This is a genomic window from Sapientia aquatica (genome assembly GCF_004358105.1).
Lineage (GTDB): Bacteria > Pseudomonadota > Gammaproteobacteria > Burkholderiales > Burkholderiaceae_D > Solimicrobium > Solimicrobium aquaticum.
Genome location: NZ_SMYL01000002.1, coordinates 753579 through 779437 on the forward strand (window position 1 = coordinate 753579; position 25859 = coordinate 779437).

Genomic DNA, 25859 nt, shown 5'->3' on the forward strand with positions numbered 1-25859 from the left:
TGCTGTTTAACTTAGGCCGCGTTGCAGGTTTGCGCAACGATTAACGCAGAAAATTATGGAACCTAAATTTACTCATACCGTAGTTCAGTGTTTGACTGCAATCGCCCAGCATCACGGGGTGCAGATTAATCCTGACCGGATCATTCACGACTATGCGCTAAGCAATGAAGAACCGTCGTTTCCACAAGTTTTGCGCATCGCTGCCGAGATCGGATTAAAAGCTAAAGACTATGAATTTTCGTGGGAAACCTTGCTGGCCCAAAAAGGCGTATTTCCAATCTTGGCTAGGAAAAAAGACGGCACTGCCGTCATCGTGGTTGGAGTAAGAACAGAAGAATCCGTGCATCAAGTGGCGGTGCTAGATCCTCTGGGCGACATGGGCTCGCTCAATTTGATGGATAAAGCCAGCTTTACCGAGATTTGGGATGGAAGCGTGATTCTGCTTAAGCGCAATCACTCGGTAACCGACCCCAATCAACCATTTAGTTTGCGCTGGTTTTTGCCTGAAATTTTGAAACAGAAACAGGCGTTTAGAGACATTATTTTTACTGCCTTGGCGATGCATTTGTTGGGCTTGGCATCCCCGTTATTTTTCCAAGTGGTGATCGATAAAGTGCTGCTGCACGAGAGCACATCCACTTTATGGGTGCTTACCGTTGGTATTTTGATGGCGATGTTGTTCGAAACCGGCTTCAATTTTTTACGCCAAACATTGCTGCTGGCGGCGACCAATAAAATTGATATGAATTTAACGCGGCGGGTATTTAAGCGCTTGCTCTCGTTGCCGATTGATTATTTCGAAACTACTGCCGCCGGCGTGGTAACCCGACAAATGCAGCAATTAGAAGGCATTCGCAATTTCTTAACTGGACGCTTATTTTTTACCGCACTGGATGCAACGGCCTTGATTATTTTCTTGCCGATTTTATTCATGTATTCGTTCTCACTGGCCTTGATCGTGCTTGGCTTTACGTTGGCCATTACGGGAATTATTACGCTGTTACTGCCAACTTACCGCAATCGTTTAAATGAATTAAATATGGCTGAAGGTCAGCGCCAATCGCATTTGGTGGAAACCGTGCACGGCATGCGCACGGTCAAGGCGTTAGCGATCGAACCGGCGCAGCGTAAGCGTTGGGATCAATACTCTGCCAACTCAATTTCGCGTCATTTTAAAGTCAGTCAAATCGCCATTGCGGGCAATGCAGCCACCGACTTGCTCGGTAAATTGCTACCGATTGTGATTATCGTGGTCGGGGCGCAAAGCGTGTTTGATCATACTTTGTCGGTGGGTGTGTTGATTGGTTTTCAAATGATTTCGGGGCGCGTGATTAGTCCATTGATTCAAATTGTGGGCCTGATTAATGAGTACCAACAAACAGCGATGTCGGTCAACATGCTGGCCGATGTGATGAACCGGCCATCCGAGGGACGTCAAGGCTCTGCTGGTTTGCGCCCCGTGTTGCAAGGCGTGATTACGTTCGATAACGTGACCTTCCGCTATCCGGGCGCGACTATTTTGGCGTTGGACCATGCTTCCTTCACCATCGATGCCGGCAAAGTTATTGGGATCGTTGGTCGTAGCGGATCGGGTAAAACTACCTTGGCTAAACTGATCCAAGGCTTATATCCGGTTGAGGACGGCATTATTCGCTTCGATGGCGTCGACGCGCGTGAAATTGATTTAGCCTATTTGCGCCGTCATGTGGGCGTCGTTTTGCAAGAGAATTTTTTATTCCGTGGTTCGGTGCGTGACAATATTTCTATCGCTAAGCCCGATGCCACGTTTGACGAAATTGTCGAAGCCTGTCGGGTGGCTGGTGCGGATGAATTTATTGAGCGCCTGCCTCAAGGTTACGACACGATGTTGGAAGAAAATGCCTCCAACCTAAGCGGTGGGCAAAAGCAGCGGCTATCGATTGCGCGCTCGATTTTGACTAATCCGCCGATCTTGATTTTGGACGAAGCCGCCAGCGCACTTGATCCAGAGAGCGAAGCTATTTTTATTCAGAATTTATCCAAAATTGCTGTGGGTCGCACCGTGATTATGATTTCGCATCGACTATCGACCTTAGTCAACGCGCACAGTATTTTGGTGATGCATCAAGGACGTTTATCGGATGCGGGCAAGCATTCAGAATTGCTCGAGCGTAGTTCAACTTATCAACAGTTGTGGAACCAACAGACGAGTCACTTGTGAAACTATTCTTTACTGCTAAATCGAAGTCGAAATCCGCACCGACCTCGAAACCTAAATCCAAATCGAATTCGAAATCGAAGTCCAAATCGAAATCGAACTCGGAAGGCCCGATCGCGGACTTTTTGGCTGATGCCGATGAAATTGAGCTGCGTCCGATTCCTCCGTATCTGCAGCGCACCTTGCACATCATGTTGTTTGCCGTGGTGTGCTTTTTTACTTGGGCTACGTTTTCTAAGCTCGATATCAACGTCACCACCACGGGCCGCTTAATTACTCTGCAACCGAATATCGTGGTGCAGCCGCTGGACACGGCCATTATCAAAAAAATCAATGTTGGTGTCGGCCAGATCGTCAAAAAAGGCGATCAACTCGCGATGCTAGATCCGACGTTTACCGAGGCGGATGAAAACCAATTAAGAAACCGCTTACAAAGCTACGAAACCGAAATCGCGCGCTTAGAAGCTGAAATGGAAGGCAAAGGCGAGGGCGACAAAGCAGGTGCGGATTCAGACAGCAAATTACAAAACCGCTTATCACGCGAGAGCCAAGCGAACTACCAAGCGCAAATGCAGCGCAGTAGCGAAAACATTTCACGCTTAATGGCATCGATGGAAACCAATCGCCACGATCAAGAAGGCTTGGCTGCGCGGGTTAAAGTGTTGAAAGATTCCGAGAAAATGATTTCGGATTTGGTCGATCAAAAATACGCCGTTCGGGCGCGTTTATTGGACGCGCAAGATCGCTTATTAGAAGCGCAGCGTAGTTTGGAAATGAGTAAAAATCGTCAATACGAACTGCAACGTGAACTCGCTGCCGCGCAAGCAGATCGACGTTCCTACGATACAGGTTGGCGTCAAAAAGTGATGGAGGAAATGCTCAACGTGCAGCGTGACCGCGATGCTATCAAAGACCAACTGCAAAAAGCCGACCTGCACAATAAATTAGTCATCTTGACCGCGCCCGCTGACGGCGTTGTGTTAGAAATCGCCAAACTGTCGCAAGGCTCTATCGTGCGTGGCACTGAGACATTGATAACTTTGGTGCCCTTGGATTCTGAGTTGGAGGCCGAAGTGCAAATCGATGCGGCCGACATCGGTTACGTCAAGCTGGGCGATGTTGCACGCATCAAATTGGATGCTTATCCATTCCAAAAACACGGTACCTTGGAAGGGACATTACGCACGATCAGCGAGGATTCATTTAAACAAGATGTGACGTCACAGAAAAAAATGGATGGCTATTATTTAAGCCGCATTCATTTAAATACCGTAAGACTCAAGGGCATGCAAAAAGGAGCGCGCTTGTTGCCGGGTATGACTGTGACGGCGGAGCTTAATGTTGGTAAGCGTTCGGTGATGTCTTATATTTTGTGGCCGTTGACGAAGGCGCTTAACGAATCGATACGCGAACCATAAGGCGAGCGTCGGTTAATTGCTAGGAGGGGAGTTGCAAAAATCATGAAAAATTTAGCCAATAAATTGAGTCGAAAAACATTACTCAAATGCCTGATGTGTTGTGCGGCTTTGCTGTTCTCGTCGCTCTCATTGGCGGCAACTCCGGCGCATTGCATTAACAACGCGGATGATGTTGTGTTGCGCGGTACTGCCACCAAAGAGCCGTTAAAAATGAGTGATGGCAGAGTAATTTCGGTCTGGATTTTAACAACCGAGACCGCTGTGTGTATCTACGAATTTAACGATACCGATACGCTAAAAAAATCGCCGGTCAATGTCAGTCGCATTCAAATCCTCGGCGCGGCGCCGCCAACGGGCGTTTTGATTGAATTACACGGCATGCTGAGAACAGGCAATTTCACGCCGTATTACGCGGTGCCCAATTCCATTTCCGTCAGTAGCGGAATTCGAGTGCGTAAAAAAAGCGCTGACGAGGCAACAACGCCAAGCAGCAGTAAGCGCAGCGATGATGGCGACAACCGAATTGCGCTGGAAGCAATTGCGCTTCCATTGGAATTAAAACGCGCTGAAGAACCCAAGCTCAAAAAAAATACCGATAACGCCAGTAATGCGTTCACGCCCGATAGAACAGTGCGCCAGTCGCCCATTCCCACCCAAATCATGACGGCCTTAACGACGGCAAAACAAAAAGCCATGCTATTTAATGTGGATCTAATGGAAGTTGAATCTGACGACACGCCCGGCGCATCGGGCTATTCGATCTATATTCGCTATAAAAAAGAATCGTTCACCGGCAATTGGCTGGGACGGGAAGCGGTGGTGTCCTACGACGATCAATACAATTTGGCGACCGAGATCGTCAAACAGCTCGTCAAAATCGATCAAGATCCAGGAATGAAAGCGCATTCCAGATATGTCAGCGTGTGCAGCGAATTGGATGGCGCAACTTCGGCGGCGGGTAAGCCAGTAGTAGAGTTTTTGGGCTGCGCCAATTACAGCCCAGACAAAGATGTGGTGGATAGAGATTTCACCAAAGTATCCACCAAGTTCGCTTCCGCGCGCTAAGGAAGAACTCCGCACTGATCAAATACGCTGCGCAAATCGACGCGGCACTAATTGGCAATCATTTCGTCCTGAGCTACGCGCCTGAATTCAGGGAAGCACATCGAAATCTCGCTCCAAGCTCCTCTGCGCCACAATTCCAGAAAAACCAAACCATCTAGCCCTTCCATATTGATGGCGAAGTCAATCGCACTGCAATATTGCGCCGCGGTTCGTTGCGAGTAGGGCGCGCCTATCATCGTGGATGCTTGGTACAGCGGCGGCAATTTTTTATTCACCAAAGGCAGATTACCCACCTCAGTCCCATCAGGCCGCACCGCTTGCTGCGCCGACAACCAGTCGCCAGTATCTTTATTAATCATCATAGTTCCTCGCGTAGATGCACAATTGCTGAATAATTTAGCCGCTAATTTGTTGAAGATAGTTAGCTGTTTGGGGCTTATTGCTAGCAATGTAATTTAATGCGGGAATGGCTTATTGATTTGGCTTAAAGTTTGGCCGTTTGAGGATTAGGCCGGGGATTTTTTAACAAAGAACTTAATTCGGAAATAAAAAAGGGGCTGCAATCGCTTGCAACCCCTTTCGAATTTTGGCTCCCCGACCTGGACTCGAACCAGGGACCTGCGGATTAACAGTCCGTCGCTCTACCGACTGAGCTATCAGGGAATAGTCTTAAAAATCAATGTGTTAGAAATCGTGCTTGCGTTGATTTGTCTAACTGATTTTCACAACAGAACGAATTATATCAGAACTTTTTGTCACGAAGTGGAAATTTATCGTCACTTTTTGAGGGATAACGCAGGTGTATTTAGCTTTGGGGTAAATTCAAGAAGCGTTGTGTACTTGCCATGGTTGAGTGGCCGAGCAAATCGTGCACGATTTCGATTGACGTTCCGGCGGCGATTAAATCCAAGGCGCCTTTGATTTTGATGTCTTGCAAACCGAACGAGTTGACTTGGGCGACTTGCTGATAGCGGTGCAACATCGCTGCGATGCCGCTGGTGGTGTAGGGCTTACCTAGGCGGGACATTAAGATAACAGCAGAATCGGTGATGCTCGATAAGTCGCTAAGGCCAAGTGCGGCTTTTAATTGGTCTTGCAATTGCTGGTTGAGCGCAATGCTGAGCGGTTTGCCTGATTTGGGATGGGCGAATTTTAAATACACGCTGTCGTTGTCCGTCTGAATTGCAGTGCGGCGCAGCTTGATAATGTCAGCCGGATTTTGCAGTGTGTAATAGGCTAAATCCATCGCTAGTTGAATTGCGGGAATGGCTTGTTGGCGCACGGATTGAAATTGCTCATTACTTATATAGCGACGTTGAGGCGATTCCTGATTGCGGGCGATGTCGCGGCAGGGATTGGCGCTGACGTTGCCTTTGTTATTCGCGATCAACCATGAAAAAACGGCGGACAATAAAGCTTTCTCGCGGTTGGCACGCACGCCGCGGCCTAACTGTTGATTGCTGGTCAGGTAGGCTTGAATTTGTTTGGCTTGAATCTGTTCGGGCAGTAAATCGCCAAATGCCGCTTTGAGTTGCTTGGCGTAGTTCTGATAATCGAGCAAAGTGCGTGGTGCTTTTTGCTGGAGTTCGACTAGTTTTTCAAAATGAAGTAGGTAGGCATCGATATGCCAACTCATTGCCTGATCGGTGGCCGAATCGCGATTGTAGTGCTCGGCTTTGAGGCGCGCTTTGTTGACATCCGCACCAAGATTTTCCCATTTACCAGTTTGTGCATGGATGTACCAAAACGCATTGTGTTTAAAGTGACAGCGCGCCGGTAGGTTGAGGGGATTGCCGTCTTTTCGCTCTTTTTGCATGGGTTGGTCGATCAACAAGGTGTTAGGCGTCCGACCGAATTATCTTCACTAATTCTGTGCGGTGCAGCATCGATATTCGGCAATTTCTCACATTAATAGTGCATTTGGTCATTGTAACTTTCTATTTGCGAACTATAGTGAATTTATCCCGAATTCCGAATAAGGTGAATCTGGGGTATAAAAATAGTGTTAACTTAACTTTTTGGTGACTTATTAATCAAGGTTGCCGAAAGTTATACCTGTCTGCTGAAAATTTAAGCTTTTTATTAAAAGCGCTATGAATCAATGATTTACAGAAACTTTTTTGTTGGAAATGGCAACTTATCCACAAATAGTGTGCAAAACTTTGAATTCGCAAAATGATCGATTTTTACATTCACCAATACGGGGCGAACTTAAAAAACACGTGTTCAAAATAGTGCGGCTTGCGTCATCATCGGGTCATAATGTCATCCTATCATTGCCATGTATCCACATTCTTTCCAAAGAGAATTTGCCCGTAATCGCGAAGTTACGGGTTTTTTTTTGCCAAAAATAATGTGTTAGCGATTAATACTGTTGCGTATTGTTAACTTTAATCGATGCTATTTGGCCAGGGCAAAATTGAATTTTCATCGGTTTTACGCGGTTTTCAAGGCTAAATGTTTGAATTTTCACAGCTTTATTTTGTGATTGTTTTTTTGGTCAACTAAGAGGATGCTGCAAGATGTAAATTTTGTATAAACAACGCTTGATTTGGGTTTCTGATTAGCATATTGTGCATTGCACTAATTACTTCAGGGTATTCAATTGTCATCTCAATTTCAGTCTACGAAAAGTAGCACGGCAGCTCTCACCATCGCTGCACTCGGTATCGTGTACGGAGATATTGGTACTAGTCCGCTGTACACCATGCAAACCATTTTTTCCCAAGAATACGGATTAGAACTAACGTCCTTTAATGTGCTGGGCGTGGTGTCGCTTATTCTGTGGGGCTTGTTCACTATTGTTGCGCTTAAATATGTCACCCTGATTTTGCGCGCGGATAACCGCGGTGAAGGCGGCATTATGGCTTTGATGGCCTTGGCGTTGGAGTCGGTCGGCAAGCAATCGCGCTGGCACTATATATTGCTGTTGCTTGGCTTGTTCGGCGCGGCATTGTTCTATGGCGACGGCGTCATCACGCCCGCGATGTCGGTGATCTCGGCTATTGAAGGTTTGAATGTTGCCACGCCAAATTTCAGCACCTATGTTGTGCCAATTACGGTGGTGGTATTGATCGCGCTGTATTCGTTTCAGCACAAAGGCACGGCCGGTATCGGAATATTTTTTGGCCCAATCATGTTGCTATGGTTTGCTGCCTTGGCTGTGATGGGAGTGATTAATATTGTTAAAGCGCCGGTGATTTTGATGGCCTTAAATCCGATGCATGCGATTGACTTTTTGTTGTTCCATGGTTGGATTGCCTTCGTTGCGTTGGGCGCTGTCGTGCTCGCTTTTACCGGTGCGGAAGCCCTGTACGCCGACATGGGGCATTTTGGTCGCAAGCCAATTCGCTTTGCTTGGTTTGGTGTAGTGTTCCCGGCATTAATGCTTAATTACTTGGGGCAGGGCGGTTTGTTGTTGACCAATCCTGCTGCGGCCGAAAATCCGTTCTATAACCAGTTAGGCGCGTGGAGTATTTATCCTTTGGTGGCGTTATCGACTGTGGCTGCCGTGATTGCGTCGCAAGCGACGATTTCTGGTACGTACTCGATGACTAAAGAAGCGATCTCGCTGGGCTTGTTGCCACGTTTATCGATCATTCATACTTCCACCAAAGAAATCGGGCAAATCTATATGCCGATGGTGAATTGGATTCAATTGGTGGTTGTTTTGGCGGCGGTCGTCGGCTTCGGTTCGTCGGCAAATTTAGCGGCGGCATACGGAATTGCGGTGACCGCGACGATGTTAATCACCACGATTTTGACCTTCTTTGTGATTCACTATAAGTGGAAGTACAACCTGTTGTTGTGTGTCGCTTCGACCGGATTTTTCTTTGTGATCGACGCCTCGTTTTTCTCCGCCAATGCGCTCAAAATCTTGCACGGCGGTTGGTTCCCGCTGGTGTTAGGCGCCTGTATGTTTACGGTGATGTTGACTTGGCATAAAGGTCGCGAATTGGTGTTCTTTAATTTACGCAACCACGCGATTCCATTAAAAGACTTCCTCACGTCCTTATTCGTTGCGCCTCCGCACCGAGTGGGCGGAACAGCGATTTTCTTGCGCAGCGCTTCAGAAGGCGTTCCTCACGCGTTGCTGCATAATTTGTCACACAATAAAATCCTGCATGATCGCGTGATTTTCTTAACCGTCTATAACCAAGAAATTCCTTGGGTGCCGTTCGATGAGCGTGTCCGCGTGACTTCCTTGGGAAATGAGTGTTATCAGTTAGACGTATTTTATGGTTTCAAAAATGAACCTGACATTCCGCAAGCACTGGAATTAGCGGCCAACAAAGGCCTCAAGTTTGAAATCATGGAAACCTCGTTCTTCGTGACCCGCCAAACCATCGTCTCGCGCCCTGAACATCAAATGTCGGCCTGGCGTGAATGGTTATTTGTTACCATGTCGCGCACCGCACGCGATGCCGCGGATTACTACCGTATTCCAAGTAATCGGGTGATCGAAGTCGGTTCGCAAGTTGAAATTTAATCGATTTGGTAATTGCATTTAAGCACCCAACTCCGTATAATTGCGCGCTTCGGGCTGATTCGTGAATACAAGCGTTTCAGTCCAAGCAGCAAGCAATGTAGTTTAAGGCTTATGCAAATTTGACCAAAACGGAGAGGTGGCAGAGTGGTCGAATGTACTTGACTCGAAATCAAGCGATGGGGCGACCCATCCGAGGGTTCGAATCCCTCCCTCTCCGCCAATATTAGGTTTTTAGAAGTTCTAGAAACACCGCAAAACCCGCATAAAACCCAGTGTTTATGCGGGTTTTTTTGTTGCCAGTAGCATTTTTAAGGTTTGTTGCCACCGACCACGTTTGAATTAATGCTACCGATCGCGTTTGCGGCGCACTGCGGCGAAGGCAAGCAATGTTGTTGCAAATAACGCGAGTGTGCCAGGTTCCGGCACCGTTGATTCGCTGCTGTGGGTTGATATGCTGGTTAAGCGGCCGCCGTCGAAACTGCCAGAGCTGAAGAATACGGTGCCGTCTGATCCATTAATCTCAAAAGTGGAAGACCAACTTTCGCTCCCTGTTGGTATGTAGGACCAAGTTTGATCAAAATCTAGCGTTAGCCCAAAGTCGGCAACCCCGAATATCCATTGGTATCCAAGTAGATACGAGCCATCCGCTGTGTAGCCATATTGGTCTTGCTCGGCAAGATTGTCACCGTTACCGCCGTACACCTGTCCGTAAGTATAAAGATAGCTGCCAGAGAAGGTGGTGACTCCATTAAATGTCTTTGTGACGTTATTCAAAGTCACCGTTTCTGAGAAGGGGATAGGGTTGTTGCCATAGTCAGAGTTGTAGCCTATTCCATGCGCCGGGTTTGGTTGCAACATTGGGTCAATTGTGGTGACCATGGTGAAATTTAATCCACTTAGATTGTTATATGTACTGCCATTGATAAATGTGCCGGTCCAATCGGTTCCCTGTCCAATAATGCCGGATGTAGTGATTGTCCATGGCGTCGCATTGGCTTGAGTGGAGTGGACGGTTCCAATCAAAGTGAGCACTGCAGTAAGTAATATTTGGGCAATTTTCGAGTTCATTTTATTTCCTTTAAATAGCCACTTTTGGAATGTTTGAATTTGAAGCAAATCCTATCCCGAAAATATTTTACTTAATAAAAACAATCGCTTACGAATATTTTTTGCTGGCTAATTTTGTGGAATGTAAAATTTTTCGACAGCCTAGACGTTGATTAGGTAGGAGTAAAAGTCGTGCGGTTAATGTGCTATGAATAAGCGCACAAAACAGGATCCTGAGCGGGTGGCCTAAATGTCAGAAAATCGCGTTAATGTTTGAAGCTAATAAGAGCAGTGCGCGCGCAACGACAAATCACCGGTTCAAGATTGGGCTTAGGATTGATTATTGGCGGTGCCAAACGACGGAGCTGTGACCAGAGCACTGTGCCTATTTATTATGCAAATATCCTTGAAGAATTTAGGGTTAATTCTCATTGCAAATTTTTTCACGCCAGAAATGTGGCGTCGCAAATCAAATTCCTCCTCCTTGATTTAGACCAGGTTGTTCTTTTTGAATAGCTTGCAGTCGTAGAGGTGTCAGCGGTTCAATTTATGTGCCAATAAAGCGCTAGAAATATCAATTTTGTGTACTAGACTAAATTGGTAGTTTGAATTTGTGCAGTGCATAAATATCGGTTCGTTTTTTGCCCCGTATTGACCGCCTCAGTTAATTTTATTTCGGTGATTGGCTTCGGTACATTGATCTGTTTGTGCGTGTTTCATAGCTGGCAATCGGGCGAATGGGCAAGTCAAACGATCAACGGCAAGATTCGTCCCTAACTATTTTTAGATCATCCGGCATTGTGCAGTGATGTTTAGATAGCTCTACTTACATGACTCAACTGTTTTAAGGAAAAAAGATGAATCTTTCTAACCTAAAAATTGGGGTTCGATTAGGGATGGGCTACAGCGCAGTACTTCTCTTGCTGGTCGTCGTGATGGTGGTCAGCATTATTAATTTAACTAGTTTGAATACGGGAATTAATTCCTTGGTTAAGGACCATTGGGTCAAAGCAAAACTAGCCAACCAAGCGCTGGATGCAACCCGTGGAAGTATGTCGCGGGTATTTCAATTAACCATAGCCACGGAAGCAAATGAGGTGGCGGTGGCATCAAAACGTTTGCGTGAAAATACGGAAATTTTTGACGGCGCGCTGGCAAAGTTAGATGCCATGCCACAGTCCGATGAAAATCGGGCGGTACTGGATAAAGCTAAAGCAAGCCGGAACGCTTATGTGGCGGCGTATCAAAAAATATTGGTGTCAGTGGAAGCCGGAGATCGTGCTGGCGCTGGTAAATTAGCAGGTAGTGAAGGGTACGCTGCGATGCGTGCGTTTGCTCAAAATTTGCGTGATTTAGCGGATATTCAAGAAAAGCGGTTTGAGGAAACGGGTGAAAATAGTATTCAAACTTACTTATCAGCCAGCAGAAACACGATCATATTGGGCATCGTTGCCGTGGCCATTGGTATTTTCGCCGCGGTGGTAATTACCCGTTCAATTGTATTGCCGATTCGTGCTGCGGTAGTGTTTGCCAAATCGGTAGCCGCTGGCGACCTTACCAATGACCTAGATTCTGCAAGTGGCGACGAAGTCGGGCAGCTATTGCATTCACTCAAAGAGATGAATGAAAGTCTGGTTAATATCGTCAGCCAAGTGCGCGCAAGTACTGAGACGATGTCAACGGCGACTTCACAGATTGCGACCGGAAATATGGATTTATCTGCACGTACCGAAGCGCAAGCGGGAGCGTTGGAAGAGACCGCATCATCGATGGAAGAACTCACCAGCGCGGTGCAGCAAAATTCGGATAACGCACGTCAAGCAAACCAGTTGGCGACATCGGCTTCTGACGTTGCCGAGCGCGGTGGGAAGGTGGTTGCAGAAGTCGTCACGACGATGAATTCAATTAACGAATCCTCAAAAAAAATCGTCGATATTATTAGTGTCATCGACGGTATTGCGTTTCAGACCAATATTCTGGCGTTGAATGCCGCAGTCGAGGCAGCGCGTGCTGGAGAGCAGGGGCGAGGATTTGCCGTGGTGGCTTCCGAAGTGCGTAACTTAGCGCAGCGCTCAGCCACTGCAGCCAAAGAAATTAAAGAGTTAATCGGTAACTCAGTTGTGCAGGTCGAGGCCGGCACCAAACTAGTCGATCAAGCTGGTGTGACGATGGGTGAAGTGGTGGAGAGTATTGCCCGAGTCTCGTCCATCGTGGCTGAAATTAGTGCTGCCGGTCGAGAGCAGACGACCGGCATTCAACAAATCAATGTCGCTATTGTCGAGATGGATAATGTGACTCAGCAAAATGCAGCGCTGGTAGAACAGGCCGCCGCTGCTGCTTCGTCGTTGGCTGAGCAAGCGCATGGTCTGACTGAGTTAGTCGGAGTCTTTAAATTAAAGACCGCAAGAAATTAAAACGTCACAAGAAGCACCGCTCGCAGCGATGCTGCATCCCTTGATATGGATGATGCAGAGTTTGCTCTGTAGCTCGACAAATTAAGTCAAAATTCTGATCTAGCTCGGGGCTATTTTTTACCTAATTCCCACCAAGTTGGCATCAATTGCTGAATCTGCGCTTGCCCAAAGCGATCATCAATTAAATAAATCACGCCCCGATCATTAGTCGTGCGTATTACACGACCAGCCGCTTGCACGACTTTTTGAATTCCCGGATATAGATAGGTGTAGTCGTAACCCGCGCCAAACAATTGCTGCATGCGTTGTTTGATTTGCTCGTTGATCGGATTAATTTGCGGCAAGCCCAACGTGGCGATGAAGGCCCCGATCAAACGTGCGCCGGGCAGGTCGATGCCTTCCGCGAAAGCGCCGCCCAATACGGCAAAACCTATTCCTTGGCTGTGGTTGGTGAAGTTAGCTAAAAACTGTCGTCGCGCATCTTCATCCATACGTCGGGTTTGCGGCCACAACGTGATGCTGGGGAAGCGTTGTTGAATCACGTTTGCGACCTGATCCATGTACTCAAAGCTGCTGAAAAAAGCCAAATAATTGCCGGGCTGCTGTTGGTATTGCCCAGCGATTAATTCTGCGATTGGCGCTAAGGAATGTTGGCGTTCGGTGTAGCGGGTTGAGATGGTGTCGACCACATTGACCGCTAACTGATCGGCGCTAAACGGTGAAGCAACATCGATCCATGCGGTCTGGTCGGGCATGCCGAGTAAATCGGCAAAGTAATTCCACGGACTTAGCGTGGCCGAAAATAGCGTGCTGCTATGGCTTGCGGCCCAGCGCGGCTTGAGGAAGGGCGCGGGGACGATGTTGCGTAGGCACAGCGTTGTGTCGCTGTGGGTTCGGCTCAGATCAACGATGGAGTGATCGCCAAAGCTCTCCGCCAAGCGCGTGAATAACAAGGTGTCGAAATAGAATTGCTGCAAATCTGGGCTAACTAGCGTGGGATTGTCGGCGAAGTAGCCGCCAATGTCGGCACACAACGTGGTTAATGCTTGGATAAATTTATCGGGCAATTCGGGCAATACAGCGTAGTTATTTTGCGCAAGGTGCGTCTCATCCGCGGTTTTATCAAACTGATTCCATTGCCGATTAACTCGATCCAATGATTTTTTTAACACGCTCGGCGCGAGCTTACGCACCGCCTTAAATGCGCGCTGGCTGAGTTGCGCGGAATACATATCGCGCGCACGTGACACCATGTTATGTGCTTCATCCACCAAGACGCCGATCTTCCACGATTCACTCAACGTTAGCCCATACAACATCGCATTCAAATCAAAGTAATAGTTGTAGTCACCCACAATCACATCGCACCATTTCGCCATTTCGGTGCTGAGATAATAGGGGCAAACTTGGTGCGCTAAGGCGAGCGCGCGTAATTGGTTTTGATCGAGTAATGGCGCTGCAGCGGCGGCTAGACGGGCAGCGGGCAGGCGATCATAAAAACCTTTGGCTAGCGGGCAAGAATCCCCGTGACAAGCGTTTTCGGGGAATTCGCAAGCATTGGCTTTAGAAACTAATTCTAAGGATCGTAAGCTGGTCGGTGGCAGTTGCTCTTGTAGTGTTTGGATGGCGTGCAGGGCGAGTTGACGACCGGATGTTTTGGCGGCCAAGAAGAAAACTTTGTTCAGCTTATGTTCCGCGCTGGCTTTGAGCATAGGAAATAAACTGCCTATCGTTTTGCCGATGCCGGTCGGTGCTTGGGCTAATAAGCTGCAAGCGCGATTGCTGGCTTTGTAGATTGCTTCCGATAATTCACGTTGTCCGGTTCGGAAGTTTGGATGTGGAAAACGCATTTCCTTAAACGCCGCATCGCGCCGCTGTCGATGCGCCATCTCTTGTTTAGCCCACGCTAAAAATTGCTCGCACAATTGCTGAAAAAACTCTTCTAATTCTTGCGCGCTATGTGGCTCAACCAAGACTGTTTCTTTTTGCGTATCTACCTGAAAGTAAATCAGCGCGACCTTAATCTGGGTGAGCTTGAGCTGCTGGCACAACAAATGTCCATACACTTTGGCTTGCGCCCAATGGAGTTGGCGGTGATTGGCTGGCATGTCGCTGAGTTCGCCGCGATAGGTTTTTATCTCTTCGATTTGCAGGTTTTGCGGGTCAAAACCATCGGCGCGGCCTTTGACTTGTAGCTCGCCGTGCATGCCTTCTAGCTTGACTTCACGTTGATAATTGGCGCCACGCCGCGCTGTGACTTGAGCATGTCCTTCGATGCCTTCTTGCGCGCTTGGAGCGGGCGTAAAGCGTAGATCGAGGTCGCCCCTTTTTGCGGTGAATTCGCATAAGGCGCGCACGGCGACGCTGTACTGACTCGGCGTTGCGCTACTCACTGCGCTTCCTCAAGCCATTCCAAATAGCACACCGAAATCGGCATGTTATGCAAGACGCAGTAGTCAATGAGGCGCAGCTGATTGTCTTGTAGCCTGTCACCCGGGCCTTTGACTTCAATCATGTTGTAGCGCTTTTCGTTCGGCCAAAATTGGATTAAATCGGGAAAGCCATTTCGATTGGCTTTGATGTCGGACAAAATGCGGTTAAACCAATGGCGCAGATGGGCAGCGGGGATGCAGCTTAGCGCAAGCTCTAGTAATTGCTCGTCTAGCGCGCCCCAAAACACAAAAGGCGATTGAATGCCTTGCTTAGTCTGGTAGGTGTCGCGGATTGCGCTCAAATAGTCCAATGAATCTAATTGCGCCAAGCACGCCGCAAAATCGTCTACACGCCGCGCATGAAAATCCGCGCTGGTTAAATCCACCGGTCCGCGATGAAACGGATGAAAGAATGCTCCCGGAATCGGCTTAAAAATCGCGGGCCAACACAGCAATCCAAACAGTGAATTAATCAACGTGTTTTCCACATAAAACACCGGCACATCGTCGTGCGTTAAATGATCGCGCACCACACCTTCGACAAAGAAGGCTTCGGTCGGATAGGGCAGGCGTAATTGAATGGTGTTGATTTGAGTGGTGGCTGGTTTAGCCGGTTTTTGAACCCCAAGCTTACGGTGAATGCGCGGTGCGCTGCGTTGTAGTTGTTGAAGTTCGGCTTCGCTTTCGGGGTCTGTTAAGGCTTGCGTGAGCAGTTGCAATGCGGCGGCGCTGTCGCCTAATTTTTCTAAAACGCGGATGGTGCGTAGGCGGGTTCCGGGGTAATTGGTCGTGGCGTAAATCGCTAAGGCTTGCGGCCAGTCTTTGTTCTTTTCGGCTTGCTGACCGAGTTGGAATAGCAGCTTGGCGCGACGCCGTGCGATCCAATCGTTAGCGATACAGGTTTGGGTGAGTTGATGCAGGATTGCGTCAAGCGGCTCTTGGTTGTGCAACATGTCGCGACATACTTGCAGCGCAACGTAATCGTCAATATCGCGCCGCGTGCGAAAGCCGCGTGATTCTGGTGTGAAGGGGATGACCTCGTAGCGATAAATGCCAAGGTCAGAGAGCACAAATTCCGACCAATCTTGGTGCCAATTGCCAAAGAAAATTAAGCGTAGCCGCTCACACAGAGCTTTGTTGGTGATGTGGATGACGCAATCGCTCGATGCGTTAAACCAAGCCGAATACGGTTTAGGCTCAGTCTCGCGTTCGAGCAAAATAGTTAGCTGCTCGGTTTTGCGTAATTGCTTTTGTGCCGGCGTTAAGGCGAAGGCGCGCGCGATTTCGGGCTTTTGTAATAGCTCAAATAGCTGTTCTAAGCTCAGTAGCGGATCAAGCGTTAGCCAGCCCATTTCAATTAATGGCGCAAGCGCGGCATGCGTGTCGCCGAGTTCGGGATAGTTCAATTTGCTGACACGGAAATAATCGCCTTTACGCATCACCATGCGCACAAACAAGGCGCGGGAAGTTTCTGGCAAGCGCGCAAAGTCAGCGATAAAGCGGCGCTCTTGTTCAATCAACACATCGTCGTAGCGCTCGCCGACCCAATCCAGCACCAATTGAAAGTTATGGAGGTAATACAAGGGATTGGGCAGTACTTGATTCATGGAAGGCGTGGTTTAGAGGCGCGGTAAGGGCGGTTTTGCTGACTGTGATTTTATACAGTATATCAAGCTGCTTAAACCTTTCATAGGGAAAAGTATTTTTAGCGCTTTAAGCGTGTCTTAAACCGGCAAAAAATGCCAAATTGCTATATTTCATGCGCTTTTCGCCACGTTAAATTCTTTCTTTGATTGTTCCTTGACGCGATCTAAATGCATCAATATACTGTTTATATATACAGTATATTTTACGTGCAGGAAATCAAATATGTTACCCATACAACAAGAACTGGGAGGCTTCGCTGCCCCCGCAATTGTTTCTGCCGGAGCCGCCGCCATGGCATCTGAAACGGCTGCCGCAGTCAATCCCGCTGCGCCCATATTTAACCCCGCAGCATTGCCAGAATTGCAGGGCGTGTGGCGCGCCAATCAAATGGCCGTTAGTAGAACCGCGACCTGTTCCACCGGTTTTGACATCATCGACGACGAATTGCCCAGCCGTGGTTGGCCGCGTTCGGCTTTGATTGAATTACTGCTGCAACAGTCCGGCATTGGCGAGATGCAGTTATTAAAACCAGTGCTATCGCAGTTATCGGTCAAGCAAAAAATCGTGCTGGTGCAACCGCCGTATTTGCCGCAAGCCATGGCCTGCAAAAGCTGGGGCATTGCTACGCACAATTTACTGTGGATTAAAACCGCTAGCGCCGCCGACGCTTTATGGGCGACCGAGCAGATTTTAAAAAACGGTTGCGGCGGTGCGGTGATTTTGTGGCAATCGAATGTGCGTAATGAATCGCTGCGACGCTTGCACTTAGCCGCGCAATCTACCGATACCTGGTTGTGGTTAATGCGACCGTTGACGGCGCGCATGGATTCTTCACCGGCGCAGTTGCGTATTGCTCTGCGACCGGCAGCGGGCGGTATTTCGCTCAAAATCGTCAAACGGCGCGGCCCACTTTCTGGGCAACGCTTGTTTATTCCGCTGGTCACCATGCCAGTATCCCGTCACCCTTTGGAACAACAAAATGCGCCTGTGGTTGTGCGTACACGTCCCGTTGTTGGCACTCGAAGCGATACGTCCATCTTGGTCTGAGCCCGGCTGTTACGCGGTGCTGCACCAAGGACGGATTTTGGTCGCCTCGCACGAGGCGCTGCGGTGTGGCGTGCGCAGCGGGATGCGTGCGGGCGGCGTGTCGGCGGTTGCTCCCGATACGGTGATCTTGGATCGGAATATTGATAAAGAAAATTTAGCTTTAGATGCCATTGCGATGGCGTTGCTGCAATTTACGCCAGAAGTCGTCAACGTGGACGATGGCTGTATCGTGCTCGATGTGTCGGCTAGCTTAACGCTGTTTGGTGGGCCGATTGCGATTTGTCAGCAAGTACTTAATAGCGTGCGCCGATTGGGATTTACCATTACTTTGGGCGCTGCGCCAACCGCCACTGGCGCATGGTTATTAGCCCGCCGCCCGCGTGAAAAATCGCGCGTGCTGCGTCGCCGCAGTCTGAGCATGAAAACCCTCACTTGGCTATTAGATCGTCTGGTCTGCACTATTTTGCCGCAAGCGCATAAGCACGAAGAATGGCTCACCGGTATCGGTGTCGTCACGTTGGGCGACATCCGCAAACTACCGCGTCCCGGATTGTTACGCCGCACCGATCAATATTTGCTAGAACAACTCGACCGCGCTTACGGCCAAGTGCCGGAATTGTTTGAGTGGATACAAGTGCCGACCATCTTCTCAGCGCGCTTGGAAACCTACGACCGGATTGAACACGCCGATGCCCTAATGTTTGGCGCAACCCGTTTGATTCTGCAACTCACTGGCTGGTTAGTGTCGCTACATAAAGCCGTCTGTAATTTTGAATTATTGCTAGAACATGAACGCGGTCGCAACGCGATTGAACCGACCGTGATTGAAATTGGCCTAGCCGAACCCGCTTGGCACGAACAGCATTTACTACGCTTATTGCAAGAGCGCTTAGCGCGTACTGAACTGATCGCACCAGTGATTGCGATTCGCTTAGAAGTCAGAAAATTAGCCGAAATGCTGCCGCCGACAACCTCACTTTTTCCCGAGCCGGGTGGCACAAGCGCGGATTGGAATCGCTTAATGGAGCTGTTGATCGCGCGCGTCGGCAAAGAGGGCGTCTTAACGCCGGCGTGCGTACACGATTATCGGCCTGAAATCTGCAATACCTGGGTGCCAGTGACCGATCAACCCGACAATAAAAACGACGAAGGCCAAATCGTCGAACGGCCTTTTTGGATATTAGCTAAACCGATCGCCTTACTAATGCGCGACGAGCGGCCTTTTTACGGTTCGCCCTTAAAGCTAGTGCGCGGGCCAGAACGGATTGAGGCTGGTTGGTGGGATAAACAAACCACGGCGCGTGATTACTTTGTGGCGCAAGACAATAACGCGAGTTGCTACTGGATTTATCTAGAACGCACGCGCGAGCCGCGTTGGTATTTGCATGGACTATATGCCTAACCATGTCGTCCTTCACATCCAATATTCCGGAGTACGCCGAACTCCAGTGCTTTAGTCACTATACATTTCTACGCGGTGCATCAGCTCCAGAGCAACTGGTGCAACGTGCTGCCAAACTCGGCTATCACAGCTTAGCCATTACCGATGAATGCACGTTGGCTGGCGTGGTGAAGGCGCATGTCGAAGCCAAGCGGCTAGGCTTGTCACTCATCATCGGCAGCCAAATCTGCATCACACCGGAAGACGGCAGTAGCCCCTTTATGCTGATTATTTTGGCGATGAATAAAAACGGCTACGGCAATTTATCCGAACTTATCACGGTAGCCAGAACCCGCAGCGACAAAGGCACGTATTTAGCCAGACCGCGCGATATTGCTGATCCGATAGGCGATTTAGCGCATCTAAAAGGTTTGCCTGATTGCCAAATCATCTTGGCCCCAGAATACGGCATTAGCCATGACAAGCTAGAGCGCCAAGCGGCGTGGCTGATCCAATGCGCACCGGGACGCGCACGCATTGCCTTAACCTTGCATCACCGCGTGCACGACGAAGCTCATAAAGCCGTGGTGTCTTCGGTGGCTGAAGAATACGGTTTGCCAGTTACCGCCACCGGCGACGTGTGCATGCATGTGCGTTCGTACAAAACCATTCAAGATACGATGACCGCGATTCGACATGGGATTCCGGTGGCGCAATGCGGTTATCGACTCGCGCCCAATGCCGAGCAACATCTGCGCTCGCGCCTGCGACTTGGCAATTTATATTCACGTTCCGCACTCAATGAAACCATTTTGGTCGCTAGTTTATGTACCTTTTCGTTGGATGAATTGAAGTACGAATATCCTGATGAACTCGTACCACCCGGCGCTACACCGGCCAGTTATCTGCGCCAAGAAAGCTATATCGGCGCGCATTGGCGCTATCCCGGCGGCATTCCCGCTAACGTGCAATCTCAGCTTGAACATGAATTGCAACTCATCGAAGAGATGCGTTACGAGAGTTATTTTTTAACCGTCTATGACATCGTGCGCTTCGCCCGCAATCAGCGCATTTTGTGCCAAGGGCGCGGATCGGCGGCCAATAGCGCGGTGTGTTATTGCTTAGGTATTACCGAAGTCGATCCATCACGCGGCACGTTATTGTTTGAGCGTTTTATTTCCAAAGAACGCAACGAGCCGCCTGATATCGACGTCGATTTTGAACACCAACGGCGCGAAGAAGTAATTCAATACATCTACAACAAATACGGTCGGCTACGAGCCGCCTTAACTGCTGTGGTCATTACCTACCGCCCGCGTAGCGTGTTGCGCGACGTGGGTAAAGCTTTGGGCGTGGATTTGTCCATCGTCGATAAAGTCGCCAAAGCCAGCCATCGCTGGGCCGGCAAGGCCGATTTGAAGAAGCGCTTAAGCGATTGCGGCTTTGATCCCGATTCGGATATTGCCGAGCAATGGAATGAATTGACCGAAAAGCTCATGCGCTTTCCGCGTCATCTAAGCCAGCATCCGGGCGGCTTCATCATTTCGCATTCCAAATTATCGCGCTTGGTGCCGATAGAAAACGCCGCCATGGTTGATCGCTCGATTGTGCAATGGGATAAGGACGATATCGACGCGGTGGGATTGATGAAGATTGATATTCTGGCGCTCGGCATGCTTAGTTGCATACGCCGCGCTTTAGCGATTGTGTCCGAGCGGCGCGGCGAGCCGTTTGAGTTGCAAGACATTCCCGCCGAAGACGCCGCCACATACGACATGATTAGCAAGGCCGATACGGTCGGCGTATTTCAGATCGAAAGCCGCGCCCAAATGTCGATGCTGCCGCGTCTGCAACCTCGGCAGTTTTATGATTTGGTAATCGAAGTCGCCATCATCCGCCCCGGCCCAATTCAGGGTGGCATGATTCATCCGTATTTGCGCCGCCGCCAAGGCATTGATCCGGTGGATTACCCTAGTCCTGCGATGGAAGCGGTCTTGTCGCGCACGCTGGGTATTCCGATCTTTCAAGAACAAGTCATGCAGATTGCCATGGTGGCTGCTGGTTTTTCTGCCGGCGAGGCCGATCAATTACGCCGCGCCATGGCCGCATGGAAGCGCAAAGGCGGTTTGGAACAGTTTGAAGATAAACTCATGTCCGGCATGGCCGAACGTGGCTATAGCACCGAATTTGCGGTTGGCATCATCGGCCAGATTCGCGGCTTTGCCGAGTACGGCTTCCCCGAATCGCATGCCGCCAGTTTTGCCTTATTGGCCTACGCCAGTAGCTGGCTGAAATGCCACGAACCGGCGGCTTTTTTAACTGCGCTACTAAACAGCCAACCGATGGGTTTTTACTCAACTTCAGCACTGGTTCAAGATGCACGTCGCCACGGCGTGGTGGTGCTGGCGGTCGACGTGATGATTAGCAATTGGGAAAGCCGCTTAGAGCCCGATGGTGCAGTTCGACTCGGCATGAATAACGTTAAAGGCCTAGAGCGCGAAGCCGCTTGGCGCATCGAAGAAGCCCGCGCTATTCGCCCGTTTGCCCACACGCGCGATCTAGCAGCACGGGCCCAACTTAACGCCGGCCACATCAAAGCCCTAGCTGCTGCCAACGCTCTGTTTTCCATGAGCGGCAATCGTCGTCAAGCACTCTGGCAAGCTGTCGCCAGCGTGCCCGACAAAGGATTGCTGCGCATGGCCACCATTGAGGAAGAGGATTTGCAACTCGAAGCCCCTAGCGAAGGCGCCAATATCGTGGCCGATTACCGTCATCTAGGTTTAACCCTAGGCCGACACCCGCTAGCCTTGCTACGTCAACGCCTACGCGCCATGCGTTTTTGCGCCGCCGACGAGCTCAACACTTTCCCCGACGGCAAACTAGCGCGTGGCTGCGGCATCGTCACCGTTCGCCAGCGTCCCGAAACCGCCAAGGGCGTAACCTTTGTCACATTGGAAGACGAAACCGGCAACGTCAACGTAATCGTCTGGCCCAATCTAATGGAAAAACAACGCACCGAATTATTACGCGCGCGTTTGTTAGGTGTGTACGGCAAGTGGCAAGCCCAAAACAACGTGCGCCATTTAGTCGCAATGCGCTTGGTGGATTTGTCGCATTTATTGGGCGAGTTGGAGACGCGGAGTCGGAATTTTTCGTAAGGCCAAGGAGTGCGCGCAATGCTAATTGTAGATAACACCAAAGCCAATCTTAGCCTGGCGGCATAATCCGCTCGGCGCGTTTCTTTTTAGGGACAACAATCGCCTTCATTCCATTCGCGACTGCAGCTAACAATAAAAAAATGGGCAACTCGCAAGTCGCCCATTTTGCTCATGTTTGCACCGCGCATTATTTGCCCGTTGCAATGCCTGCCTTGTTAGATTGAATATCCGCGCTGCGTTGAGCATTTACCGCATTTTCTTGTTGGTTCAACTGTTTCTGCTCACTCTTGGTGATGCGTCCGCCACCCGCTGCTGCGTCGGCGCGTTCTTCGCGGCGAATACTGTTATCTTCTTTGTTCAACTGATGCGCTTGCGCTTGGGTCAAACTGCCATTTTTGGCGTCTTTCGCATTAGTTGCTTTTTGATGCTTTTCACGTTGAATGACTTCAGCGCGACGTGGATGATCTTTGGCAAAATCCGTATCCCGTGCATACGATGATTGAATGGATAATGCGGCCAGACCAGTTAAGATTGCGATCGAAGCGAGTTTGCGTGACATTGTAAACATGGTGTTCTCCTAAATAATGATGGGGTGTTTGAGTTGTACGGAGCGGTTAATTTATGCAGCTCTGTGCGACTAATAACGCGACGTTCTTTAAATTGGATTACAGCGATTTATGCACAAAATCGTTTATCTGGTTACCAAATGTATCGAATCGATTGCCAGTGACGACAGCAATAAAGTTGTCTTGGACGGAAAAATAGCTCAAGATAGCGCCGCTAAGTTGAGTAAAACGGCAGTAATAAAATAGTAAAATTTAATTAAAAAAATAACGATGTAGGTTCAGGGAGATTGTTTTGACTAGCGCTAATAATTCCGCACACGCACAAGCCGCCAACCAGCCCGCTGGCGGTGCATCATGGGACGCCATCCCGCGTGACAATTTAAAGCCGTTTTTAGAAAAGCACACATTGACCGCCTTACGCATATTGGCGGTCAATTGGATCTTGGTCGCGTTCAGCTTTGCTATCGTGATCTTCCAACCTGCTTGGTACACGATTATTGTTGCGATGATTATTCTGGGTGGTCGGCAACTCGGTTTAGGCATCTTGACGCACGAATGCGCGCATCGCTCGTTTGTCGCGTCACGTCCCTTGGGCGAGTGGTTAGGCAATTGGTTGTGCGGCGCGCCGGTCATGGTGGATTTAGAAATATATCGTCAATATCACATGACGCATCACGTTAAGACCGGCACCGCCGACGATCCTGATCTGGTTAATTACCGCCATTATCCGGTTTCCACTTCATCGCTGTTACGCAAATTTGCGCGTGATTTAGTTGGTATTACTGGTTTGCGTTCGTTGGTGGCGTTGGCCTTTTTGTATGGACAAAAGCCGTCAGAAAAGTCGATTGCAGGCTACAGCTACAAACCGGTTTCAAGCACTGATTCAACTACTGCACCTGCAATGCGGATAGCTCCGTTGCGCCTGCTTTGGAATCTGCGTCGCAGCGTCATCGCTAATGCTGGCCTGTTTGCCGTCTTCGTTTGCTTGAATCATCCCCTGGTTTATTTGTTGTGGCCTGCCTCGTGGATGACGACTTATATGGTGTTTACCCGCATACGCAATGCAGCTGAGCACGGCGCACTTGCAGGCACTAGTTCTAACGATGTTTGGGGTAATACGCGCACCGTCGAGGCGAATTGGTTTGAGCGCTTAACCGTAGCACCCAATTATGTGAACTACCATTTTGAACATCATTTGGCCCCAACCGTGCCATCCTACAATCTGCCTAAATTGCACCAATGGATGATCGAGCAGGGCGCTTTTCAACGCGCACCCTTGGAGCTTGGCTACGGTCAAATTTTGCGCCGTTTAGTGGGGCAAACGAAACCTGGTGTCTGACAGGCGGACATTTTCTGCAATCAAATTAGTTTTTAAAAGCGATGAGCCATTCAACAATTCTTACCTCTCTGTTCAACTACAAGGCGTGGGCCAATCAAGAAATTTTCGCCACTGTCAAAAAGCTGAAGCCTGATGAACACAAACAGGAGTTACACGCGGCGATTCGTATCTTGAATCATATCTATGTTGTCGATCGGATCTTTCAGGCTAATTTGCAAGGTCTAAAACATTCATTCACCGCGACTAATACGCCAGAGACGCCGAGCTTGGAAGCGCTTCTTGCTGCCGTAGTCGAAACCGATAATTGGTATGTCGCCTATGTCGCACAACTGGGCAGAGATGAGTTGGAAGAAGTGGTGAGATTCAATTTTGTGGATGGCGACAAAGGGCAAATGTCGCGTGAAGAAATGCTCATGCACGTCGTCACGCACGGCGGCTATCATCGTGGTGCGGTGGGACGAATTTTGGCGCAACTCTCGATTGCTCCACCTAGGGATATTTTTACCAAATATCTACATGAATCCGAACCGGCTAGACGCACTTGAAGTGGTGGAGGCGCGCCGAGTTTATTTTTTGCGTCGCAGATAGATTTCTTTATCTGTACTCTGAGTAAGCCGCCCAAGCCCGAAGGCGCTGTTATCTAATTTTAGACTTATACAATTCATCATCTGCTTTGTGCAGCAGCACTTCGCTCGATGAGTCGTTCTCTGCCGCGGTGGCAACGCCATAACTAATGCCAACTTGGACTAACTCACCGGTGGAGAGTTGGATGGGTTGTTCAAGTGATTTGGCAAAGCGCACGGCGATAATTTGGGCTGTTTTAGGATCGCAATTACGCGCTACTACGCCAAATTCATCGCCACCCAAACGCGCTAATAAATCACCCGAGCGTAGTTGCTTGGATAACCTGCCAGCCACGATGCGCAGCACTTGGTCACCGGCGTTATGACCGTAATTATCATTGACGGTTTTGAAGCCGTTTAAGTCCATTGCGATAATGCTGTAGGGCACGCCGGTTCGGCTGAAGTTACACATTTCCGTCGCGTTAGCTTGGTCGAAATGGGCGCGGTTGCCGATGCCGGTTAGGTAGTCGGTCAGTGCCAAGCGACGCAGTTCAATTGCACGTTTGCGTGCATTCATGGCTAGCATCGTGAGCGAAGCAAAGTCAGCCAGCGTGTGGGTTTGGCTGTCATTAAAGGTACGAGGGGCGGCATCAATAATGGCGATTGTGCCCAATGCCATGCCGTTTGAATCCAGCAAAGGCGCGCCGGCATAAAACCGCAAATGCGGTGCTTGTGACACCAATGGATTGCGCGCAAAACGAATATCACTGCTTAAATCATTCACAATCAGCGGCGCATCGGGCGTATTGATGGTGTGGGCGCAAAAAGCGATCTTGCGATCTAGCTGCGGGATGTCTAAGCCAATGCGTGACTTAAACCAAAGGCGGTCGCTGTCCATCATTGCTACAACCGCAATCGGCGTATTGAAGGTGTGCGTCGCAATCCGCGTTAATGCATCAAATTCCAGTTCGGGATCGGAATCCAATATTTCGTAAGAGCGCAACGCATCGAGACGTTGATCTTCGTTTTGCGGAAGAGGGCATGCCAATGTTGAGCTCATGGTTGTTCTCCAATCGAGTGCCGTGTCCAAATTTAG

At 49.3% G+C, this 25859-nt stretch carries 17 protein-coding genes and 2 tRNA genes; 11 read left to right on the top strand and 8 right to left on the bottom strand.

From position 1 onward, the window contains the following. The first annotated feature begins 55 nt into the window (after nt 1–55). The 3 genes from E2I14_RS07380 to E2I14_RS07390 are packed head-to-tail and all read left to right on the top strand — an operon-like array spanning nt 56 to nt 4680. Nucleotides 56–2200, top strand: a complete 2145-nt coding sequence (locus tag E2I14_RS07380) for a peptidase domain-containing ABC transporter (RefSeq protein ID WP_133326932.1) — start codon at nt 56–58, stop codon at nt 2198–2200. After that, nucleotides 2197–3615 carry an HlyD family type I secretion periplasmic adaptor subunit gene (locus E2I14_RS07385; protein ID WP_227544631.1) on the top strand — a complete coding sequence of 473 codons (1419 nt, stop codon included), beginning with the start codon at nt 2197–2199 and terminating at the stop codon, nt 3613–3615. Before E2I14_RS07380 ends, E2I14_RS07385 begins: the two co-directional genes overlap by 4 nt. Before the next feature lie 42 nt (nt 3616–3657). Then, nucleotides 3658–4680, top strand: coding sequence for a hypothetical protein (locus E2I14_RS07390; protein WP_133326934.1), 1023 nt, complete (start codon nt 3658–3660; stop codon nt 4678–4680). Nucleotides 4681–4727: 47 nt separating this feature from the next. Here the strand turns inward: E2I14_RS07390 and E2I14_RS07395 are convergent, their stop codons facing one another. The 3 genes from E2I14_RS07395 to E2I14_RS07405 form a co-directional block, all read right to left on the bottom strand. Beyond that, on the bottom strand, nt 4728–5042 hold the full coding sequence (locus E2I14_RS07395) for a hypothetical protein (RefSeq protein ID WP_133326936.1): 315 nt from the start codon (nt 5040–5042) through the stop codon (nt 4728–4730). A gap of 225 nt (nt 5043–5267) precedes the next feature. Continuing rightward, nucleotides 5268–5343: transfer RNA gene (locus E2I14_RS07400), tRNA-Asn, on the bottom strand. Nucleotides 5344–5485: 142 nt separating this feature from the next. After that, entirely contained in the window at nt 5486–6496 is a 1011-nt protein-coding gene (locus E2I14_RS07405; RefSeq protein ID WP_133326938.1) for a site-specific integrase, read from the bottom strand. A gap of 789 nt (nt 6497–7285) precedes the next feature. Here E2I14_RS07405 and E2I14_RS07410 point away from each other — a divergent pair. Both E2I14_RS07410 and E2I14_RS07415 read left to right on the top strand, forming a co-directional pair. Beyond that, nucleotides 7286–9169, top strand: a complete 1884-nt coding sequence (locus tag E2I14_RS07410) for a potassium transporter Kup (protein WP_133326940.1) — start codon at nt 7286–7288, stop codon at nt 9167–9169. A gap of 130 nt (nt 9170–9299) precedes the next feature. Beyond that, nucleotides 9300–9389, top strand: a tRNA-Ser gene (locus tag E2I14_RS07415). A gap of 125 nt (nt 9390–9514) precedes the next feature. Here E2I14_RS07415 and E2I14_RS07420 read toward each other — a convergent pair. Beyond that, nucleotides 9515–10237: a PEP-CTERM sorting domain-containing protein gene (locus E2I14_RS07420; RefSeq protein ID WP_133326942.1), complete on the bottom strand. Its 723-nt coding sequence runs from the start codon at nt 10235–10237 to the stop codon at nt 9515–9517. 836 nt (nt 10238–11073) lie between these two features. Here E2I14_RS07420 and E2I14_RS19890 point away from each other — a divergent pair. Beyond that, nucleotides 11074–12630, top strand: a complete 1557-nt coding sequence (locus tag E2I14_RS19890) for a methyl-accepting chemotaxis protein (RefSeq protein WP_133326944.1) — start codon at nt 11074–11076, stop codon at nt 12628–12630. A 110-nt stretch (nt 12631–12740) separates the two neighbouring features. Here E2I14_RS19890 and E2I14_RS07430 read toward each other — a convergent pair whose 3' ends face one another. After that, entirely contained in the window at nt 12741–15023 is a 2283-nt protein-coding gene (locus E2I14_RS07430; protein WP_133326946.1) for an ATP-dependent DNA helicase, read from the bottom strand. Beyond that, complete coding sequence (locus E2I14_RS07435) at nt 15020–16669, bottom strand: VRR-NUC domain-containing protein (RefSeq protein WP_133326948.1); 1650 nt, start codon at nt 16667–16669, stop codon at nt 15020–15022. The genes E2I14_RS07430 and E2I14_RS07435 overlap by 4 nt, the downstream gene beginning before the upstream one ends. Before the next feature lie 262 nt (nt 16670–16931). On the opposite strand from E2I14_RS07435, the gene imuA reads away from it, so the two are divergent. Genes imuA through E2I14_RS07450 form a run of 3 tightly spaced genes read left to right on the top strand, consistent with a single transcriptional unit; the run spans nt 16932 to nt 22295 of the window. Further along, nucleotides 16932–17756, top strand: coding sequence for a translesion DNA synthesis-associated protein ImuA (imuA, locus tag E2I14_RS07440; protein WP_227544633.1), 825 nt, complete (start codon nt 16932–16934; stop codon nt 17754–17756). Continuing rightward, the gene (locus E2I14_RS07445) at nt 17689–19158 is read left to right on the top strand and encodes a Y-family DNA polymerase (RefSeq protein ID WP_133326950.1); all 1470 of its coding nucleotides are present in this window, start codon (nt 17689–17691) and stop codon (nt 19156–19158) included. The genes imuA and E2I14_RS07445 overlap by 68 nt, the downstream gene beginning before the upstream one ends. A 2-nt stretch (nt 19159–19160) precedes the next feature. After that, nucleotides 19161–22295 (top strand): error-prone DNA polymerase, encoded by a 3135-nt coding sequence (locus E2I14_RS07450; protein ID WP_133326952.1) that lies wholly within the window; start codon nt 19161–19163, stop codon nt 22293–22295. 187 nt (nt 22296–22482) lie between these two features. On the opposite strand, the gene E2I14_RS07455 is transcribed toward E2I14_RS07450, so the two are convergent. Further along, on the bottom strand, nt 22483–22863 hold the full coding sequence (locus E2I14_RS07455; RefSeq protein ID WP_133326954.1) for a hypothetical protein: 381 nt from the start codon (nt 22861–22863) through the stop codon (nt 22483–22485). 290 nt (nt 22864–23153) lie between these two features. On the opposite strand from E2I14_RS07455, the gene E2I14_RS07460 reads away from it, so the two are divergent. Continuing rightward, nucleotides 23154–24200, top strand: coding sequence for a fatty acid desaturase family protein (locus E2I14_RS07460; RefSeq protein ID WP_133326956.1), 1047 nt, complete (start codon nt 23154–23156; stop codon nt 24198–24200). A 41-nt stretch (nt 24201–24241) separates the two neighbouring features. Further along, nucleotides 24242–24745 (top strand): DinB family protein, encoded by a 504-nt coding sequence (locus tag E2I14_RS07465; RefSeq protein ID WP_133326958.1) that lies wholly within the window; start codon nt 24242–24244, stop codon nt 24743–24745. Nucleotides 24746–24836: 91 nt separating this feature from the next. Here E2I14_RS07465 and E2I14_RS07470 read toward each other — a convergent pair whose 3' ends face one another. After that, complete coding sequence (locus E2I14_RS07470) at nt 24837–25823, bottom strand: GGDEF domain-containing protein (RefSeq protein ID WP_133326960.1); 987 nt, start codon at nt 25821–25823, stop codon at nt 24837–24839. Nucleotides 25824–25859: the final 36 nt, after the last annotated feature.

Coding starts and splice junctions, on each gene's coding strand:
- E2I14_RS19890 (WP_133326944.1), top strand. CDS start 11,074: ATGAATCTTTCTAACCTAAAAATTGGGGTTCGATTAGGGATGGGCTAC.
- E2I14_RS07420 (WP_133326942.1), bottom strand. CDS start 10,237: ATGAACTCGAAAATTGCCCAAATATTACTTACTGCAGTGCTCACTTTG.
- E2I14_RS07465 (WP_133326958.1), top strand. CDS start 24,242: ATGAGCCATTCAACAATTCTTACCTCTCTGTTCAACTACAAGGCGTGG.
- E2I14_RS07380 (WP_133326932.1), top strand. CDS start 56: ATGGAACCTAAATTTACTCATACCGTAGTTCAGTGTTTGACTGCAATC.
- E2I14_RS07455 (WP_133326954.1), bottom strand. CDS start 22,863: ATGTTTACAATGTCACGCAAACTCGCTTCGATCGCAATCTTAACTGGT.
- E2I14_RS07435 (WP_133326948.1), bottom strand. CDS start 16,669: ATGAATCAAGTACTGCCCAATCCCTTGTATTACCTCCATAACTTTCAA.
- E2I14_RS07405 (WP_133326938.1), bottom strand. CDS start 6,496: ATGCAAAAAGAGCGAAAAGACGGCAATCCCCTCAACCTACCGGCGCGC.
- E2I14_RS07395 (WP_133326936.1), bottom strand. CDS start 5,042: ATGATGATTAATAAAGATACTGGCGACTGGTTGTCGGCGCAGCAAGCG.
- E2I14_RS07450 (WP_133326952.1), top strand. CDS start 19,161: ATGTCGTCCTTCACATCCAATATTCCGGAGTACGCCGAACTCCAGTGC.
- E2I14_RS07445 (WP_133326950.1), top strand. CDS start 17,689: ATGCGCCTGTGGTTGTGCGTACACGTCCCGTTGTTGGCACTCGAAGCG.
- imuA (WP_227544633.1), top strand. CDS start 16,932: ATGTTACCCATACAACAAGAACTGGGAGGCTTCGCTGCCCCCGCAATT.
- E2I14_RS07390 (WP_133326934.1), top strand. CDS start 3,658: ATGAAAAATTTAGCCAATAAATTGAGTCGAAAAACATTACTCAAATGC.
- E2I14_RS07470 (WP_133326960.1), bottom strand. CDS start 25,823: ATGAGCTCAACATTGGCATGCCCTCTTCCGCAAAACGAAGATCAACGT.